This is a genomic window from Falsirhodobacter deserti (assembly GCF_004015795.1).
Lineage (GTDB): Bacteria > Pseudomonadota > Alphaproteobacteria > Rhodobacterales > Rhodobacteraceae > Falsirhodobacter > Falsirhodobacter deserti.
Genome location: NZ_ML137218.1, coordinates 1,524,696 through 1,540,181 on the forward strand (window position 1 = coordinate 1,524,696; position 15,486 = coordinate 1,540,181).

Sequence of the window (15,486 nt, forward strand, 5' to 3'; positions counted from 1 at the left end):
CACATCACGGGCATCCTAATGTAGTATCCATGAAAAATGCGACCTGAATGGAGCGGCAAGTGAAGTCGAACGCAGTGCGGTTGGCCCGGGGGGCCATCCTCGTTACCCTTATGACAACGGTCGCAGCGTGTGGGCTTCCCCGCTCCGGCCCGAACAAAAAGGAAATCTTCGCCGGTTCGGTGCAGAACGGCGGGGATTCGTTCATCTTCACCGTAACGCCGCAGGTGAACCGGATCATCAACGATCCCACGAATTTCGGCTTCAGTTCCGCCTTCCGCAGCGCGGCAGAGGTGGGGCCGGACACCATTTCCTCGGGCGATACGCTGACGCTGACGATCTTTGAGAACGTCCGCGACGATCCGCTTCTGGGAAACAGCGGCCAGCGGGTTTCCTCCCTCAGCGAGGTGCAGGTGGCAGGCGACGGGTTCATCTTCGTGCCCTATGCCGGCCGCATCCGCGCTGCCGGGCAGACGCCGGAAGCGCTTCGCCAGTCCATCACCAATGCGCTGCAGAACCAGACGCCCGATCCGCAGGTTCTGGTGCAACGCGTAGCCGGCGATGGCGCCACGGTGTCCGTCACCGGAACGGCGGGCGCTGCGGGCATTTATCCACTGGCGCAGCCGTCGCGCACGCTTCTTCGCGTTCTGTCGCTTGCAGGCGGTTCGGTCGATGAACCCTCGGCGACGGTGGTGCGGGTAACGCGCGGGAACCAGACGGGCACCGTTCGCCTGCAGGATCTTTACGACAACCCTTCGCTTGATATCGCGCTGCGCAATGGCGACGTGATCACCGTCGAACGCGACCGTCGCCGCTTCATCGCACTTGGCGCCACCGGCCAATCTGTTGTCCCGTTCGAGCAGGCGGAGATGTCGGCGCTGGAAGCCATTGCGCAGGTCGGTGGCCTTCAAACCAATCTCGCCGATCCGAAAGGCGTTTTCGTGTTCCGGGATGAGCCGGCCGAAACCGTACGCCAGCTGACGGGCCGCACCGATATCGTGGGCAGCCAGCGTGTGGCCTATGTTCTGGATCTGACCCAACCTTCGGGCATGTTCCAGGCGCGTGATTTCCGGGTGCAGGATCGCGATACGATCTATGTGACCGAAGCGCCGTTTGCCCAGTGGACGAAAACCGTTCAGGCCATCCTTGGCACGACAAACGCGGCCAACTCGGTCACCAGAGTCGGTAGGTGACGCCAAGGCGCTTGTTCTTCTACAATGCGGGTCTGCTTCGGCAGGCCCGCATTCGTCGTATCCTGCAACTGGCGGGGTACGAATTGCGGATCGGCCTTCCTGGCCCCGAAGATGCCGTTGTGGTCTGGGGGCACAGCCCCGTTGCACGGCGGGGCGAGGCGGCGGCACGGGCCCGCGGTGTGCCCCTGCTGCGGCTGGAGGATGCCTTCCTCCGCTCTGTCCATCCCGGTCGGGCGCGTCGCTGCGGTCCACTTGGCGTGTTTCTGGACAACACGGTGCATTTCGATGCCAGCCGCCGGTCGTCCATCGAAGCGGCCCTGCACGAACCTGCGGAACCTGACCTTCTGGCCCGTGCGGAGGAAGGTATTGCGCGCCTGCGGGCACTGGATCTTAGCAAGTACAACAGTTTCGATCCCGATGCGGCGCTGCCCGCCCCGGGTTTCGTGCTGGTGGTCGATCAGGTGCGCGGCGATGCCTCCACCCGTGATGCCGGTGACGCCGCTTTCGCGCGGATGCTGGTGGCGGCGCGGGAAGAACATCCCGGTATGCGAATAGTCGTCAAGGCCCATCCGGAAACGATTGGTGGCCTGCGCGGGGGCCATTTCAGCGATATCGAAACGCTGACCACCCCCGTGTCGCCATGGAAGCTGCTGGAGCGGGCACACGCTGTTTATACCGTCTCGTCGCAACTGGGCTTCGAGGCGATCCTTGCCGGTCACCGCCCCCGGGTTTTCGGTACGCCCTTCTATGCCGGCTGGGGCCTGAGTGTTGACGAAGTGTCCTTCCCCCGACGCAGCGCACGCCCTTCGGTGCAGCAGCTTTTCGCAGCCGCCATGATCCAGACGCCCTTGTGGCATGATCCGTGCCGCGACCGCCTTTGCACCTTCGAAGAGGCGGTGGACCAGCTTGAGGCGGAAACCCGCGCCTTCCGCGACGATCGCCACGGCCATGTCGCAACCGGCATGCGCTTGTGGAAACGGAACCGCCTGCAGGCCGTTTTCGGCGGGGAAAAGCCGCTGCGCTTCGTTCAGGATCCAGCCAAGGCTGCCGCCGAGGCGACCGATCGGGGTGCTGGCCTGCTGATCTGGGCTGGACGGGAACCGGCGGGCCTGTCTGCCCCCGTGATCCGACGCGTGGAAGACGGCTTCCTACGCTCCAGGGGGTTGGGGGCGGAGCTGGTGCCCCCCCTTTCGCTGGTCGCCGATGATCTGGGGATCTACTACGACCCCTCGCGCGAAAGCCGGTTGGAAAGGCTGATCCTCGCACCGCCGCCAGCGGGGGCCGAAGCTCGGATAGAACGGCTGATCGCAGCGCTGAAGGCGGGCGGGGTGTCGAAATACAACCTTGGCGGCGCGGTGCCCGACATGCCGCAAGGCCACCGCATCCTGATCCCCGGACAGGTGGAGGATGACGCCTCCATCCGCCTTGGCGGCGGCACCGTTCGGCGGAACGAGGATCTGCTGAAAGCGGCCCGCGCGGCGCATCCCGATGCCGTCCTCATCTACAAGCCGCACCCCGATGTGGAAGCTGGCCTGCGCCCCGGCGCGACCGAGGCACGCGACGCCGACATTATTGCGCGAAATGCCGACCCGATGGCGCTGGTTCTCTCCTGCCAGGAGGTCTGGACCATGACCTCCCTTCTGGGCTTCGAGGCGCTGCTGCGCGGCCTGCAGGTGACCTGCCTTGGCGCCCCCTTCTATGCCGGCTGGGGCCTGACGCGCGATCTGGGGCCTGTTCCGTTCCGGCGCGCGCCGCGCCCCTTGTGGCAGGTGGCACATGCCGCGCTCATCGCCTATCCGCGATATTTCGATCCGGTCACCCGCCGCCCCTGCCCGCCCGAGGTGGTGGCGGAACGGCTGATCCACGGCACCATCCCCCGCCCCGGCCCCGGAAACCGGATGCTGGCCAAGGCGCAGGGGGCGCTGGCCAGCCGCGCCCATCTTTGGCGTCAGTAGATATAGCGGATCTGCTCGGTCCAGAACCGCTCCATCTTGCGAAGCGCACTGTTTGCATCTTCCAGCATGTCCAGCGTCAGCAGGCCGCGATCGTTCAGTCCGAAGACATGACGTTCGAGAAGCTGCGCCAGCCGTGCTCTGAGCTTCAATCCCTTGTCGGTCAGCCGCACGCGCACCGAACGGCGATCAACCGCCGAACGTTCGTGATGCATGTATCCCAGATCCACCAGCTTGCGCAGGTTGTAGCTGACATTGGAGCCTTGATAGAAACCGCGGCTTTTCAGCTCCCCCGCGGTGACTTCGTTGGCGCCGATGTTGAAAAGAAGCAACGCCTGCACGGAGTTGATTTCAAGAAGGCCGATCCTCTCGAATTCATCCTTCACGACATCCAGCAACAGGCGGTGCATCCGTTCCACCAGGCTCAACGTTTCCAGATAGCTCGACAGCATGGCTGTTGCAGATCCATCGATGAGCTCGGCGGACATATCCATCACACGTCTCCATAATCACACGAACACATTCGGCAGAAATTGGAAACATATGGTAAATCGCCCTTATTTTCTGAAACGCTCCCGTGCGAAGACGGCGATTTCGGAAACAAGCGGTGCAATCGGTCCCTCTGGGATCGGCCGCTGGCCCAGCATCCAGGACAACAGATCCTGATCGTTTTCTTCCAGCAGCAGATCGTAAAGCTCTACCTTCTCTTGCGGAAGATTTTTCAGATTCGCATCGGACCACGGACCAAGAATCAGGTCCATTTCCTTCATGCCGCGTCGCCACGACCGCATCGACAGCCGCTTGAGCCGGTCATCCATTTCTTTTCTCCCTCTCCGGAGGCTTGATCGAAAATTGCGCTGACCCTAAGACGGTTGCGCGAAAACTTCAAATTGAGGAGCCGCCATGGCCTTCCTGTCCGATACCCTTTCCCGCGTCAAACCTTCCCCCACCATCGCCGTGACCAACAAGGCGCGGGAACTGAAGGCCGCGGGGCGCGATGTTATCGGCCTTGGCGCGGGCGAGCCCGACTTCGACACGCCCCAGAACGTCAAGGATGCGGCCAAGCGCGCCATCGACGCGGGCAAGACGAAATACACGGCCGTGGACGGCATCCCTGAACTGAAGCAGGCCATCTGCGACAAGTTCCAGCGCGAAAACGGCCTTTCCTACAAACCGAACCAGGTGACGGTCGGCACCGGCGGCAAGCAGATCCTTTACAACGCGTTCGTGGCCACCCTGAACCCCGGCGACGAGGTGATCATCCCGGCCCCCTACTGGGTCAGCTATCCCGACATGGTGCTGCTGGCCGGTGGCACGCCCGTTCCGGTGGTCGCGGGAATCGAGACGAACTTCAAGCTGACGCCCGAGGCGCTGGACGCGGCCATCACGCCCAAGACCAAGTGGTTCATCTTCAACTCCCCCTCCAACCCCACGGGCGCGGGATACACGAAGAACGAACTGAAGGCCCTGACGGAGGTGCTGCTGAAGCACCCGCATGTCTGGATCATGTCCGATGACATGTACGAACACCTTGTGTTCGACGATTTCGAATTCTTCACGCCCGCGCAGGTCGAACCCGCGCTATATGACCGCACGCTGACCTGCAACGGCGTGTCCAAGGCCTATGCCATGACCGGCTGGCGCATCGGCTATGCCGCCGGCCCGGTGGAACTGACCAAGGCCATGGGCACGATCCAGTCGCAATCGACCTCCAACCCCTGCTCCATCTCGCAATATGCGGCGCTGGAAGGGCTGACGGGCCCGCAGGAATTCCTGACGGCGAACAAGGCTCTGTTCCAGCGCCGCCGCGATCTTGTGGTGTCCATGCTGAACAAGGCGAAGGGCGTCACCTGCCCCACCCCCGAAGGCGCATTCTATGTTTATCCCGACATCTCGGGCTGCATCGGCAAGACGACCGCCGCCGGCACGAAGATCACGGATGACGAGGTGTTTGCGAATGCCCTGCTGGAAGAGGAAGGCGTGGCCGTGGTCTTCGGCGCGGCATTCGGCCTGTCCCCGAACTTCCGCGTTAGCTATGCTACTGCCGACGAGGTGCTTCGCGAAGCCTGCACCCGCATCCAACGGTTCTGTGACAGTCTGAGCTGAGTAATGGCCAAGCAATCCCCCGATCTTTATTTCCGCATTCGCGACAACGGCGCGCTCGTGTTCCGGCTGGACACGGAGAACCGCCACCGGCGTCTGGACATGGAGCATGTCGCGACGGTGAACATCGCCAAGGGCGAGTTCAAGAACCAGGGGGATCGCGTCCTGACCGGGGACGAGGAAGAAGCGATCGGCGCGTGGATCACCGCGCGCCGCAGCCTTCTGGCCCTGCGCGAGATGGAAGCCATACGCACTGCGATGGAGCAGATGAACCTTGCCGCCCAGTGGGCGCAAAGCAAGGCGACGGATGAACAGCTTGATGCTGTTACCAACGATCTGCTGATGACGATGCACGATCTGCGTTCGGTCCTTGTGCGGCGCGCGGCCGAGCGTGCAAGGGATCCGAACGAATAAGCGTCAGGTGATCGCGCGGATCGCTGTGTCCAGCCGGTTGCGTGGCAGCATCACCAGCATTCCGGGCCTGTTGAAGGACAGTACCACATCCGGCGCCGCAACGGCATTGGAGGTGCCGATCCGTCCGTCAGGCGCAAGGGTCAGCCCGTCGATGGGCCACACCAGTCCTTCCGACCGTCCGGCGATGCGCGCCATCGGCACCAACGAGATCCGATCCCCCACTTTCAACCGCAGGTTGACAGTTTCGTGAACATGGAAGATTACATCCTGCGGCCCGACAAGGATGCAGGGCGGGCCGGAATGGCGCACCAATGCATTCAACACGGCAAACCCATGATCCACACGCGCACCCGCCACACCCACCGCAAGAATAAGCGGCGCCTCCACATACCTCAGTGCCTTTTCGAAATCCGTGCTTTCCTGCTCGGCCACATGATGCAGACGGCCTGCCAGCCGCACCCGCGCACCATCCGAAATGGAGTCAAGATCGCCGATAACCGCCTCCGGCTCCATCCCTGCGGCAAGCGCCCGGTCGGCCCCGCCATCGGCCGCCACCAGAACGGGCGCACGTGCGGTGCAAAGCCGCAGATCACGTCGCGTCACCGGCCCGCCAGCCACAAGCGTTACAGCCTGCGATGATTGAACAATCCGCGTCATCATGCGAGTGAAGGGGCAACGCGCCATGAAGATGGCGAACGGACAGGTTCCATCCCTGAAGTGACCACGATCTGATTACCAACTTGCCGACCCGGATCGGGCCCGAGGGGCGGGCACCATATGAACGGACCGAAGAAAATCCTGACCGTCTCATACGGAACCTTCTCCTGCACTTTGGAGGGGTTTGATGATCCGTTCAACACCATGAAGCAAGTTACCTCGCACTTCCGCACGCTTGCAGCAACCGACCCTACTTTCGGGGCGGCCCCGCAGGCGCGCGACGCCAAACCCACGCCCGAAGAAGCCGATCCTTCGGTGGACCGCCTGATCAAGGAAGCCGACAGCCAGATGAACGAGCCACGCGCCCAGCGACGCCAGCTGGCGATTCGCCACCTTCGCGATCTGGTGGCCACGCGCGCCGCCCACCGGCTGGACGGAACTGCGAATACCGCGCCCCGACGGACAAGGACCGAACCTGCCCCCGGCTCTACCGGCTTTGCCTGCCTTGCCGACCGGCTGGGCGCCGAAACCCCGCCCGAACTGGTGGAGGCCGCGGCCGTTTTCTCGGTGTGCATGGAACATCGCGCCACGTTCACGCGCCCGCAAATCCTGCGGCACGTGGCCAGTCTTGGCACGATCACGCATGAGGCGATGGTGGAAGCGTTCGAAGAACTTGTTGCGGTTGCGATCCTGGAAAAACAGGATCGTAACCGCTTCGCCCTCACCTCCCGCTCGGTCTTTCTGCGAGAGATGAGGGGCTGATCGCGGATCAGTCCGCGAAGGGGTCCGTCACAAGGATCGTGTCGTCCCGCTCGGGGGAGGTGGAGAGCAGCGCGACGGGGCACTGGATCAGCTCCTCGATCCGGCGCACATACTTGATCGCGGCTGCGGGCAGATCGTTCCACGAACGGGCGCCGGCGGTCGATTCGCTCCACCCGTCCATTTCTTCGTAAACGGGGGTGCAACGCGCCTGCTGGTCCGCCGCGATGGGGAGATAGTCCAGCTTCTGGCCATCCAGTTCATAACCGGTACAGATCTTCAGCGTCTTGAAACCGTCCAGAACGTCCAGCTTCGTCAGCGCGATGCCGGACACGCCCGAGGTGGCGCAGGTCTGACGCACCAGAACCGCATCGAACCAGCCGCAGCGGCGCTTGCGCCCCGTCACGGTGCCGAATTCATGCCCACGCTCGCCCAGACGCTGGCCATCATCGTCGTTCAGCTCTGCGGGGAACGGGCCTTCGCCCACGCGGGTGGTATAGGCTTTGACGATGCCCAGAACAAAATCGATGGAATTGGGGCCAAGGCCCGTTCCCGTCGCCGCCTGACCCGCGATCACGTTGGAGGAGGTGACATAGGGATAGGTGCCGAAATCGATGTCCAGCAGCGCGCCCTGCGCCCCTTCGAACAGGATGCGCTTGCCGGCGCGGCGGGATTCGTTCAGCACCTTCCAGACGGGTGCCGCATAGGGCAGCACCTGCACCGCGATTTCCCGCAAGGCGGCCAGCAGCGCATCGCGATCCACCGGCTCCATCCCAAGGCCGCGGCGCAGCGCATCATGATGTACCAGCGCACGATCGACCCGCAGTTCCAGCGTGGCATCATCGGCCAGATCGGCCACGCGGATGGCACGGCGGCCAACCTTGTCCTCATAGGCCGGGCCGATGCCGCGGCCCGTGGTGCCGATCTTGGCAACCGAAGCCTGCGATTCCCGGGCGCGGTCCAGCTCGCCATGCAGCGGCAGGATCAGCGGCGCGTTTTCCGCGATCAGCAGGTTTTCCGGGGTGATTTCCACACCCTGCCCGCGCAGCTTCTCGATCTCGCTCACAAGGTGCCACGGGTCCAGCACGACGCCGTTCCCGATGACGGAGATCTTGCCACCGCGCACGATGCCCGCAGGCAGCAGCGACAGCTTGAACGCCTTTTCGCCGATGACCAGCGTGTGGCCGGCATTGTGACCGCCCTGACAACGCGCGATGACATCCGCGCGCTCGCTGAGCCAGTCAACGATCTTGCCTTTTCCTTCGTCGCCCCACTGGGCGCCGACGACGACGACATTGGCCATATGGCGGTCCTTTCCGGTCCTTGGTCAAACCGTGCGTGTCATAGCCGCTGGCGGCCCCAACGGAAACCCCTAACGCAAGCGTGGCTTCCCTCGGCCGCGATCCGCTTCTATGCTTTGCGCGCGCAAGAACTGACTGCCCTGGGGAACCGATACAATGAAACGGCTGATGCTCGCCCTCCTGATGACCGCCGTGCCGGCCCTTGGCCACGCGTTCGACACGCGTGCCAGCTCGGCCTGGGTTTATGACATGACCACGCACACCGTGCTTCTGGACAAGAATGCCCATGTGCCGGAACACCCGGCTTCCATGTCCAAGCTCATGACGCTGAACATGCTGTTCGAGGCGCTGCACGAAGGCCGCGTGACGATGGACACCACCTTCCCCGTTTCGGAAAAGGCATGGCGGATGGGCGGGTCGAAGATGTTCGTCAAACCCGATGACCGCCCCACGGTGGAAGAACTGATCCACGGCATCATCGTGAACTCGGGCAACGATGCCTGCGTCGTGGTCGCCGAAGGACTTGGCGGCACCGAGGAACATTTCGCCGAGATGATGAACGAACGGGCCGCCCAGCTCGGCCTGAACGATTCCCATTTCGCCAATTCCTCGGGCTGGCCGCATCCCGACCACCTGATGTCGATGCATGATCTGGGTGTGCTGGCCGTGCGCCTGATTACCGAATTCCCTGAACTTTACCAGAACTTCGCCGTCCGCTCGTTCGACTACAAGAACCGCGTGCCCGCAAACTCCCAGAACCGCAACCCGCTGCTGGATATCCGCGCGGGCGATTGGCAGGCCGACGGGCTGAAGACGGGCCATACCGAACAGTCGGGCTATGGCCTTGTGGGATCGGCCGAATCCAGAACCGACGGGCGGCGCATCGTGTTCGTGCTGAACGGCCTGCAAAGCAATGCGGACCGCGCAACCGAGGCCGAGGCCATCGCCAACTTCGCCTTCCGCCAGTTCGCACAGAAAAGCGTGATCCAGCCGGGCCAGCGCGTCGGCGCCGCCGATGTCTGGATGGGCGAAGCCACGCAGGTTGGCCTTGTCGCCCCCCAGGAGGTGAAGCTGCTGGTGCCCGTGCAGTCGCAGGACCAGATCACCGCCGAGATCGTTTATACCGGCCCCGTGCAGGCCCCCGTCGCCAAGGGGCAGGAACTGGCGCAGATGCATATTCGCGTGCCCGGCATGAATGACCAGACGATCGCGCTTGTGGCGGAAACCGACGTGCCCGCAGGCGGCTTTGGCACACGCCTGATGACCGCCGCGCGCGTTCTGGCCGACCGCTTCCTTGCGGCCGACACTGCTGGCGGGCAATCCGCCTCGTGACCCGCCGGGGCGTATTTCTCAGCTTCGAAGGGATCGACGGGTCGGGCAAATCCACGCAGGCGCGCGCGCTGGCAGAAAGCCTGCGGTCGCGCGGCCATCACGTGACCCTGACGCGCGAACCCGGCGGCAGCGAGGGGGCGGAACAGATCCGCCGCCTCGTGCTGGAGGGGGACCCCGACCGCTGGTCCGCAATGACCGAGCTGCTGCTGTTCACCGCGGCGCGGCGCGACCACCTGGAAAAGACCATCCTTCCGGCGCTGGAGGCGGGCGGGATCGTCATATCCGACCGTTTCGCCGACAGCACGCGGATGTACCAGGGCCTGCGCGGGGGACTGTCCGAACAAACCGACCTGCTGCACCGCACCATGATCGGCACCGAGCCGGACATGACCTTCCTGATCGACATTGATCCCGCCCTTGGTCTTGCCCGCGCCCGTACCCGCGGGGGAGAGCAGCGGTTCGAGGATATGGGCCTGCCGCTGCAACAGGCGATGCGCGACGGTTTCCTGCAGCTTGCGCAGGCCGGCCGTTTCCGCGTGATCGACGGGGGCCGCGATGCCGATGCCGTGGCGGCGGATGTGCTGGCGGCAGCGCTGGCGCATCTGGACAGCGCATAGAAGTTTCCCTCGCCACGCGGCGAACAAGGTATGACCATGGCCGAAACCGAGCTTCCCGAACCCGACCGCGTTGAGGGTGCCCCCCATCCCCGCGAAACGCCGATGCTGTTTGGCCATTCCGCGGCCGAGGCGGCGTTTCTTGACGCCCACCGTTCGGGACGGCTGCATCACGGCTGGCTGATCACCGGGCCGCGCGGCGTGGGCAAGGCCACCCTTGCATGGCGGATCGCACGGTTCCTTCTGGCGCAGGATGGCAGCTCCGGCATGGATGTGCCGCCCGACCATCCCGTGGCTCGCCGCATCGCCGCCCTGTCCGAACCGCGCCTGTTCCTGCTGCGGCGGGGGGCGAATGCCACCGGATCGGCCCTTTCCGCCGATATCCGCGTGGACGAGGTGCGGAAGATGAAGACCTTCTTCACCCTTTCGGCCGCCGATGGCGGGCGGCGCGTCGCCATCGTGGACGCGGCCGATGAACTTGCCCCGGCCGGTGCCAACGCCATCCTGAAACTGCTGGAGGAACCGCCGGCCGGCGTCACCCTGATCCTGATCAGCCACCAGCCGCAGCGCCTTCTGCCCACCATCCGCTCTCGTTGCCGCGAGTTGCGGCTGGGCGCGCTGACGCCCGATCAGATGCGCGACGCGCTGGCGCAGGCGGGGGCCGAAGTGGACGATCCGGTGCCGCTGGCCGAACTCGGCGGCGGCTCTGTGGGCGAGGCCGTGCGCCTGCTGAACGTGGGCGGCCTTGGGCTTTACCAGCAGCTGGTGGATCTGCTGGGCACCCTGCCCCGCATGGATCGTGGCCGCGCACTGGCGCTGGCCGAAAGCGGTGCGGGCCGTGGGGCCGAAGCCCGCTTCGACATGATCGTGGGGCTGGTGGACCGCCTCCTTGCGCGAATGGCGCGGGCCGGCACCCTTGGCCAGCTTCCGCCCGAAGCCGCAAGGGGCGAGGCGGACGTGATCGAACGCCTGTCCCCCGATCCCCTGTCCGCCCGCCAATGGGCCGAACTTCAGCAAACCCTTGGCCTGCGTGCACGGCGCGGGCGGGCGGTCAACCTTGACCCTGCCGCCCTTCTTATGGATATGTTCCTCAGAATCGACGAGACGGCGGCCCTGGTCGCCCGCAATCAATGAGCCTTATCCCCTTGATCGTTGACAGCCACTGCCATCTGGACTTCCCCGATTTCGACGCCGAGCGGGACGAGGTGATTGCCCGTGCCCGCGCCGCAGGCGTTTCGCGCATGGTCACGATCTGCACCCGCCTGCGCAACGAACCGCAGGTGCGCGCCATCGCCGAAAGCCATGACGGCGTCTTCTATGCCGCCGGCACCCACCCGATGAGCGCGGCGCAAGAGCCGATGGCCACGGTGGACCAGCTTGTTGCCATGTCCGCGCATCCCAAGTTCGTGGGCATCGGCGAAACCGGCCTTGATTACCATTACAGCGGCGATTCCGCTGCCGTTCAGCAGGAAAGCCTGCGCGTGCATATCGAGGCGGCGCGCCAGACCGGCCTGCCGCTGATCATCCATGCCCGCGAGGCAGATGACGACATGGCCCGCATCCTGACCGAGGAACACCGCGCCGGCACCTATTCCTGCGTGATGCATTGCTTCTCCTCCTCGGCGGAACTGGGCAGGGCGATGCTGGATCTGGGCTTCTATCTGTCCATGTCGGGCATTGCGGCCTTTCCGAAATCGGGCGCGCTGCGCGACATCTTCGCTGCCGCGCCGCTGGACCGGATCCTTCTGGAAACCGACAGCCCGTATCTGGCCCCGCCCCCCTTCCGCGGCAAGCGGAACGAGCCCGCCTATACCGCCCATACCGCAAAGGTCGGGGCCGAGGTGTTCGGCCTCTCGCTGAAAGACTTCGCCGCCGCAACAACCGCCAACTTCGACCGGCTGTTTACAAAGGCGGCGGCATGATGCGGCATACCATCCTCGGCTGTGGATCATCCGGGGGGGTGCCCCGGCTGGGCGGCCATTGGGGAAGCTGCGACCCCGCCAATCCCAAGAACCGGCGCCGCCGCTGCTCGATGCTGGTCGAACGGGACGGGCCGGACGGCACCACCCGCGTGCTGATCGATACCACGCCCGACATGCGCGACCAGCTTCTGGATGCAGGCGTGGGCACGCTGGATGCAGTCGTCTTCACCCATCCTCATGCCGATCATGTGCACGGCATCGACGATCTGCGCCAGATCGTGTTCAACACCGGCACCCGCCTGCCCGTCTGGGCCGACCAGCAAACGCAGGATGCGCTGTTCTCGCGCTTTGCCTATGCCTTTGTGCAGCCCGTCGGCTCCAGCTATCCGCCCATCTGCGATCTGCATCCAATCGACGGTGCGTTCGAGGTTCGGGGCGCGGGCGGGCCGATACCCTTTCTTCCCTTCCGCGCGGATCATGGCGCCATCCATGCCCTCGGGTTCCGCATCGGGAATGTCGCCTATCTTCCCGACGCTGTCGACATCCCCGAGGAAAGCTGGCCCGCGCTGGAAAACCTTGACCTGTTCATCGTGGACGCGCTGCGCCGCAATCCCCATCCAAGCCACGCGCATCTGGCACTGACACTGGAGTGGATCGCCCGCGCAGCCCCGGCACGCGCGATCCTGACCAACATGCACCTGGACATGGATTACGACACGCTGCTGGGCGAACTGCCCGCGCATGTCCGCCCCGCCTTCGACGGCATGAGGATCGAGGGGTGAGTGCGCTCCTCGACGTCATCCTTCCTGTCTTTCTCGTCATCGGTTTCGGCTATTGGGCGCGCAGGTCCGGCCTGATGCAGGACAGTGCGGTGGATGGCATCCTGCGGTTCGCGCAGAACTTCGCGGTTCCGTGCCTGCTGTTTCGCAACATGGCCACGCTGGACATCGCCAACAGCTTCGAGCCGGGGATCTTCCTCGCCTTCTATACCGGCGCGTTCGTCTGCTTCGCAATCGGCATCCTTGCCGTGCTTTTCATCTTCAGGCGCCCGGCCGAGGATGCGGTGGCCATCGGGTTCTGCTGCATGTTCTCCAATTCCCTCCTCATGGGGCTTCCCATCATGGAGCGGGCCTACGGGCCCGATTCGCTGGCAGGGAACTTCACCATCATCGCGCTGCATTCGCCCATCCTTTACGGCAGCGGCATCGCCCTGATGGAGATTGCGCGCGCCCGCGGCACGGGCCTGTCCCCCCTGCAGCTTGCGCGGCAGATCCTGCGGGCCATCGTGCGCCAGCCGCTGGTCATCGGGATCATGCTGGGCTTTGCGTGGAACTTCAGCGGCCTTGCGATTCCCACCGCGGTGGATGGCGGGCTGCAGATGATGGTTCGCGCCGCCCTGCCGGCTGCCCTGTTCGGCCTTGGCGGCGCATTGTGCCGTTACCGCCCCGAGGGGGATGCGAAGCTGATCACCATGGTCTGCTTCCTGTCGCTGGTCGTCCATCCGGGCGTTGCCTATCTTATCGGCCACGCCGTCGGGCTCAATGTCGGCCAGATCCGGTCGGCTGTGGTGACGGCAGCAATGGCGCCCGGAATGAACGCCTATCTGTTCGCCAACGTCTATGGGGTGGCACGCCGCGTCAGCGCGTCCAGCGTGCTGATCGCGACGGCAGCGTCACTGGTTTCCATCTGGCTCTGGCTGCATATCCTGCCATAACGCCAGCGCCGCCAGCCTGTCGCGGCAATCGCGCAAGGCGGTGCGGTCGCGGCCCCATGCCAGCTCCACCTCGGCCTGCGTCAGGCTGCGGTCGGGCAGGCCTTGCGGGGCCGCGCAGGGCACCAGCAGGCTGGGCGGCGGCGCGGGCCTATCGGCGGGCGATGCGGCGCACGCTGTCAGCGCGCAAAACGACAGAATCGGCGTCAGGGTCCGCATGGGCGGCATCCTCCAGGGCTTGGGCAAGCTGGTCACGTTCAGCGGCGGCGACAAGGCGCGCGATTTCCGCCCGCCCCGCAAGTTGTGCAGCGCGAAAGGCCTCGGCACGCGCGGCAGAAAGCGCCAGCGCCGCCTCCGTTTCTGCCGCCCCGTGCCCCATCCGCCAGCCCTGCGCGCCCGAAGCGGCGCAAAGCAGCAGCACGGCAAGCACCCACTTCACGACACGACCGTATCGGGAATTCGCGCCCACTTGGCATAGGCCGCCGCCAAACGCGTATGATACCCGTGGCGGGCATAGCCGGCACCGTTATAGCCGCGGGCAAAGGCCGACCAGTCATGGCGGCGCAACTCGTCATCCAGCCCTTCGGACCGGATGAAGTTCACCATAGCCTCAAGTTGGGCCGCCTCGCTGTCCATGAAGGCCGCGACCATACCCTGAACCGTGTCATACCCCGCCGCCTTGTGGTTGAAGCCCATGATCTGCCCCATCCCCCACGACGCTGACCGCAGCGCCGCCGTGTTGTCCAGCAACCGCGCCAGTGCCAGCCGCTGATAGCTGTCCTTGGGATAGGGCCGCGTGCCCCAGACGGGATAGGCAAGGCCTGCCCGTTCAGCCCCCTTCCGCTTTGCTGCCGGCAATTCGCGCCAGAAGACATGCGGCTCGAACAACATGCGCGGACGGCCCTGCGAATCATATCCGCCGCCCGCAGTTTCCACCTCGATCACGGCATGCAGTTCATCCTCACCCACGCCGATCAGCGCGCCGATCTCGGGCAGGTCGAAGTCGTTCAGCCGCTCTGCGCGGCCCCGGAAGCTGAGTGTCACAGGCTTGATCCCCAGATGATGAAGGTGATGATCGTGGCCAGCGCCCAGGCGCGGCCTTCTTCGCGGGCAAGACGGATCAGCAGCTCAGGCATCGTGCAGCCTCCGCGCGCGGCTTTCGCAGATCGCGCCGAACATGCGCACGCCGGAAATTCCAAGCGTGCCCGAAATGAAGGCCGCCATGGGAATCGCCTGCGGCGCCGCATCCATGCCCAGCGCCCAAAGGCTCATCGGCCAAAGATAGTGGCCTGCCAGCGCCCCGCCGGCCACGGCCAGCACCGCCGATTTCAAGCGCCGCTGTTCCGAGGCAATCCAGCGGGTCAGCCCGCCAAAGGCGCCGGCCAGCACCGTACGCGCCCCTTCCGATCCCAGCGCACAAAGCGCCATGCCGCAGCCATCCATTCCCCGCCCCTTTCCGCGTTGATGACGCAAAGGTGCCTGTCGCGGGTTAAGGTGGGGAAAGCGGACCGTACGGTGGGGAGCGCAACGA

Annotated in this window: 19 protein-coding genes; 11 read left to right on the top strand and 8 right to left on the bottom strand. The window is 64.8% G+C overall.

Annotated features, from left to right (window positions below; translation table 11 throughout):
* Window positions 1-59 precede the first annotated feature (59 nt).
* Entirely contained in the window at window positions 60-1,190 is a 1,131-nt protein-coding gene (locus JX25_RS07625; RefSeq protein WP_128254431.1) for a polysaccharide biosynthesis/export family protein, read from the top strand.
* Window positions 1,187-3,145, top strand: a complete 1,959-nt coding sequence (locus tag JX25_RS07630) for a capsular polysaccharide biosynthesis protein (protein ID WP_128254432.1) — start codon at window positions 1,187-1,189, stop codon at window positions 3,143-3,145. The genes JX25_RS07625 and JX25_RS07630 overlap by 4 nt, the downstream gene beginning before the upstream one ends.
* Here JX25_RS07630 and JX25_RS07635 read toward each other — a convergent pair.
* Together JX25_RS07635 and JX25_RS07640 are read right to left on the bottom strand one after the other, a co-directional pair.
* A complete protein-coding gene (locus JX25_RS07635) occupies window positions 3,139-3,636 on the bottom strand; it encodes a MarR family winged helix-turn-helix transcriptional regulator (RefSeq protein WP_128254433.1) in 498 nt (165 codons plus the stop codon). The two genes, JX25_RS07630 and JX25_RS07635, sit on opposite strands and share 7 nt — an antisense overlap.
* A 63-nt stretch (window positions 3,637-3,699) precedes the next feature.
* The gene (locus tag JX25_RS07640) at window positions 3,700-3,960 is read right to left on the bottom strand and encodes a succinate dehydrogenase assembly factor 2 (RefSeq protein WP_128254434.1); all 261 of its coding nucleotides are present in this window, start codon (window positions 3,958-3,960) and stop codon (window positions 3,700-3,702) included.
* An 85-nt stretch (window positions 3,961-4,045) separates the two neighbouring features.
* On the opposite strand from JX25_RS07640, the gene JX25_RS07645 reads away from it, so the two are divergent.
* A complete protein-coding gene (locus JX25_RS07645; RefSeq protein WP_128254435.1) occupies window positions 4,046-5,248 on the top strand; it encodes a pyridoxal phosphate-dependent aminotransferase in 1,203 nt (400 codons plus the stop codon).
* 3 nt (window positions 5,249-5,251) lie between these two features.
* Window positions 5,252-5,659 (top strand): hypothetical protein, encoded by a 408-nt coding sequence (locus JX25_RS07650; RefSeq protein WP_128254436.1) that lies wholly within the window; start codon window positions 5,252-5,254, stop codon window positions 5,657-5,659.
* A 3-nt stretch (window positions 5,660-5,662) separates the two neighbouring features.
* Here the strand turns inward: JX25_RS07650 and JX25_RS07655 are convergent, their stop codons facing one another.
* Complete coding sequence (locus JX25_RS07655) at window positions 5,663-6,319, bottom strand: thiamine diphosphokinase (RefSeq protein ID WP_128254437.1); 657 nt, start codon at window positions 6,317-6,319, stop codon at window positions 5,663-5,665.
* 201 nt (window positions 6,320-6,520) lie between these two features.
* On the opposite strand from JX25_RS07655, the gene JX25_RS07660 reads away from it, so the two are divergent.
* Window positions 6,521-7,078 (top strand): hypothetical protein, encoded by a 558-nt coding sequence (locus tag JX25_RS07660; protein ID WP_164876004.1) that lies wholly within the window; start codon window positions 6,521-6,523, stop codon window positions 7,076-7,078.
* A 7-nt stretch (window positions 7,079-7,085) separates the two neighbouring features.
* Here JX25_RS07660 and JX25_RS07665 read toward each other — a convergent pair whose 3' ends face one another.
* Window positions 7,086-8,378, bottom strand: a complete 1,293-nt coding sequence (locus JX25_RS07665) for an adenylosuccinate synthase (protein ID WP_128254439.1) — start codon at window positions 8,376-8,378, stop codon at window positions 7,086-7,088.
* Between the two features lie 154 nt (window positions 8,379-8,532).
* Here JX25_RS07665 and JX25_RS07670 point away from each other — a divergent pair, with 154 nt between their 5' ends.
* From JX25_RS07670 to JX25_RS07695, 6 genes are read left to right on the top strand one after another with little or no spacing between them, the layout of a single operon-like run.
* Entirely contained in the window at window positions 8,533-9,708 is a 1,176-nt protein-coding gene (locus JX25_RS07670; RefSeq protein ID WP_128254440.1) for a D-alanyl-D-alanine carboxypeptidase family protein, read from the top strand.
* A complete protein-coding gene (tmk, locus tag JX25_RS07675; protein WP_128254441.1) occupies window positions 9,705-10,325 on the top strand; it encodes a dTMP kinase in 621 nt (206 codons plus the stop codon). Before JX25_RS07670 ends, tmk begins: the two co-directional genes overlap by 4 nt.
* Before the next feature lie 36 nt (window positions 10,326-10,361).
* Complete coding sequence (locus JX25_RS07680) at window positions 10,362-11,456, top strand: DNA polymerase III subunit delta' (RefSeq protein WP_128254442.1); 1,095 nt, start codon at window positions 10,362-10,364, stop codon at window positions 11,454-11,456.
* Window positions 11,453-12,244 carry a TatD family hydrolase gene (locus JX25_RS07685; RefSeq protein ID WP_128254443.1) on the top strand — a complete coding sequence of 264 codons (792 nt, stop codon included), beginning with the start codon at window positions 11,453-11,455 and terminating at the stop codon, window positions 12,242-12,244. Before JX25_RS07680 ends, JX25_RS07685 begins: the two co-directional genes overlap by 4 nt.
* The gene (locus tag JX25_RS07690; RefSeq protein WP_128254444.1) at window positions 12,241-13,026 is read left to right on the top strand and encodes an MBL fold metallo-hydrolase; all 786 of its coding nucleotides are present in this window, start codon (window positions 12,241-12,243) and stop codon (window positions 13,024-13,026) included. Before JX25_RS07685 ends, JX25_RS07690 begins: the two co-directional genes overlap by 4 nt.
* Window positions 13,023-13,958 carry an AEC family transporter gene (locus JX25_RS07695; protein ID WP_128254445.1) on the top strand — a complete coding sequence of 312 codons (936 nt, stop codon included), beginning with the start codon at window positions 13,023-13,025 and terminating at the stop codon, window positions 13,956-13,958. The genes JX25_RS07690 and JX25_RS07695 overlap by 4 nt, the downstream gene beginning before the upstream one ends.
* On the opposite strand, the gene JX25_RS07700 is transcribed toward JX25_RS07695, so the two are convergent.
* The 4 genes from JX25_RS07700 to JX25_RS07715 all read right to left on the bottom strand — a co-directional run bounded on the left by JX25_RS07700 (window position 13,917) and on the right by JX25_RS07715 (window position 15,398).
* Window positions 13,917-14,174, bottom strand: a complete 258-nt coding sequence (locus JX25_RS07700; protein ID WP_128254446.1) for a hypothetical protein — start codon at window positions 14,172-14,174, stop codon at window positions 13,917-13,919. The genes JX25_RS07695 and JX25_RS07700 overlap by 42 nt on opposite strands.
* Window positions 14,107-14,394, bottom strand: coding sequence for a hypothetical protein (locus tag JX25_RS07705; RefSeq protein WP_128254447.1), 288 nt, complete (start codon window positions 14,392-14,394; stop codon window positions 14,107-14,109). Before JX25_RS07705 ends, JX25_RS07700 begins: the two co-directional genes overlap by 68 nt.
* Window positions 14,391-14,999, bottom strand: a complete 609-nt coding sequence (locus tag JX25_RS07710) for an N-acetylmuramidase family protein (protein WP_128254448.1) — start codon at window positions 14,997-14,999, stop codon at window positions 14,391-14,393. The genes JX25_RS07705 and JX25_RS07710 overlap by 4 nt, the downstream gene beginning before the upstream one ends.
* An 84-nt stretch (window positions 15,000-15,083) precedes the next feature.
* Window positions 15,084-15,398 (bottom strand): hypothetical protein, encoded by a 315-nt coding sequence (locus JX25_RS07715; protein ID WP_128254449.1) that lies wholly within the window; start codon window positions 15,396-15,398, stop codon window positions 15,084-15,086.
* Window positions 15,399-15,486 lie beyond the last annotated feature (88 nt).

Coding starts and splice junctions, on each gene's coding strand:
- JX25_RS07635 (WP_128254433.1), bottom strand. CDS start 3,636: ATGGATATGTCCGCCGAGCTCATCGATGGATCTGCAACAGCCATGCTG.
- JX25_RS07640 (WP_128254434.1), bottom strand. CDS start 3,960: ATGGATGACCGGCTCAAGCGGCTGTCGATGCGGTCGTGGCGACGCGGC.
- JX25_RS07645 (WP_128254435.1), top strand. CDS start 4,046: ATGGCCTTCCTGTCCGATACCCTTTCCCGCGTCAAACCTTCCCCCACC.
- JX25_RS07650 (WP_128254436.1), top strand. CDS start 5,252: ATGGCCAAGCAATCCCCCGATCTTTATTTCCGCATTCGCGACAACGGC.
- JX25_RS07655 (WP_128254437.1), bottom strand. CDS start 6,319: ATGATGACGCGGATTGTTCAATCATCGCAGGCTGTAACGCTTGTGGCT.
- JX25_RS07660 (WP_164876004.1), top strand. CDS start 6,521: ATGAAGCAAGTTACCTCGCACTTCCGCACGCTTGCAGCAACCGACCCT.
- JX25_RS07665 (WP_128254439.1), bottom strand. CDS start 8,378: ATGGCCAATGTCGTCGTCGTCGGCGCCCAGTGGGGCGACGAAGGAAAA.
- JX25_RS07670 (WP_128254440.1), top strand. CDS start 8,533: ATGAAACGGCTGATGCTCGCCCTCCTGATGACCGCCGTGCCGGCCCTT.
- JX25_RS07680 (WP_128254442.1), top strand. CDS start 10,362: ATGGCCGAAACCGAGCTTCCCGAACCCGACCGCGTTGAGGGTGCCCCC.
- JX25_RS07685 (WP_128254443.1), top strand. CDS start 11,453: ATGAGCCTTATCCCCTTGATCGTTGACAGCCACTGCCATCTGGACTTC.
- JX25_RS07690 (WP_128254444.1), top strand. CDS start 12,241: ATGATGCGGCATACCATCCTCGGCTGTGGATCATCCGGGGGGGTGCCC.
- JX25_RS07700 (WP_128254446.1), bottom strand. CDS start 14,174: ATGCGGACCCTGACGCCGATTCTGTCGTTTTGCGCGCTGACAGCGTGC.
- JX25_RS07715 (WP_128254449.1), bottom strand. CDS start 15,398: ATGGATGGCTGCGGCATGGCGCTTTGTGCGCTGGGATCGGAAGGGGCG.